Annotated in this window: 2 protein-coding genes; both read right to left on the bottom strand. The window is 58.9% G+C overall.

The window, feature by feature from the left end; genetic code table 11:
* Nucleotides 1–56: 56 nt before the first annotated feature.
* Entirely contained in the window at nucleotides 57–248 is a 192-nt protein-coding gene (locus tag EA795_RS20635) for a hypothetical protein (protein WP_122079231.1), read from the bottom strand.
* A 45-nt stretch (nucleotides 249–293) separates the two neighbouring features.
* Nucleotides 294–497 (bottom strand): hypothetical protein, encoded by a 204-nt coding sequence (locus EA795_RS20630; RefSeq protein WP_147456333.1) that lies wholly within the window; start codon nucleotides 495–497, stop codon nucleotides 294–296.
* Nucleotides 498–879: the final 382 nt, after the last annotated feature.

Genomic DNA, 879 nt, shown 5'->3' with positions numbered 1-879 from the left:
TATCTGGATCGTGTCCATGTAGGGGTTCCTTTGGGTGTTGGGGCTGGCGTGGCGGTTTACAGGTCGGCCTGGCTCAATGGCCCGAAGCGTTTCTCATGCTCGTCCATCATCGCTTCAGCCAAGTCATAGGCGTTGGCAGCTGTGTATTGCGAGATGGAGTGCTTCCCAGACATCACTAGCCCGGTCATCGCCAGCTGGGCCAACTCCTCAACCTTGCGTTTACGCAGACGCTTGATCTCGTTGCTCATGTCCTTTCCTCTTGAGTGATGCCCTGCTACCAACAGGGCTGTGTGTTACGCCGGCACTTCAATTGGCTGCTGGTCAACGACGGTGATCTTGCCGCGATCAGTTACTGCAATTCGTGCGGTATAGCCTGGGTTGCGCTCTGCAAACTCCGGGTGGGGCAGGAATGCGTTGATCCGCCCCGTCTTGCTGCGGCCGATCCCGACAAAGATCATGTCGCCGACCTGAACTTTGCTTCCGAACTTCGTGGTCATGTCCGTTCTCCGGTTGTCATCCCAAAGCGCCCGCATCGGCAGGCGCTTCAGTGATGCTTTCCTTGTCACGGCCTAATTTCCGCTGGCGGGCGGTGCGCATTGCGTGCGGGTCATTCGCTCGGACGGGTAGAGCCCTTGATCAGCCGTCTCAGGTCGCCCCGAAACACAGGGGTCGCCGTCGCGTTGGCAGATGTTTTCCTCGGCATCTGTCTGATCACCGGTAGCCGCAGAGGCAATGCGTTCTGCTGTTGATGATGTTGATCCTGACTTTCTGTCGCCCCACAGGATCTGGCCGGGGCTGACCTAACCGGCGGGGCCGGGTAGTCGTTCATGGCTCGGGTTGTGAAAGAACTTCCGGGATCACCCGAGGCCTCTCGGCCTG

This window comes from Stutzerimonas nitrititolerans (assembly GCF_003696285.1).
GTDB lineage: Bacteria > Pseudomonadota > Gammaproteobacteria > Pseudomonadales > Pseudomonadaceae > Stutzerimonas > Stutzerimonas nitrititolerans.
The sequence above is the reverse complement of the archived record's forward strand: the minus strand, read 5'-3'. Positions and strand labels throughout refer to the sequence as shown.

Excerpts from the sequence above, each read along its gene's own strand:
- EA795_RS20635 (WP_122079231.1), bottom strand. The coding sequence starts at position 248 with ATGAGCAACGAGATCAAGCGTCTGCGTAAACGCAAGGTTGAGGAGTTG.
- EA795_RS20630 (WP_147456333.1), bottom strand. The coding sequence starts at position 497 with ATGACCACGAAGTTCGGAAGCAAAGTTCAGGTCGGCGACATGATCTTT.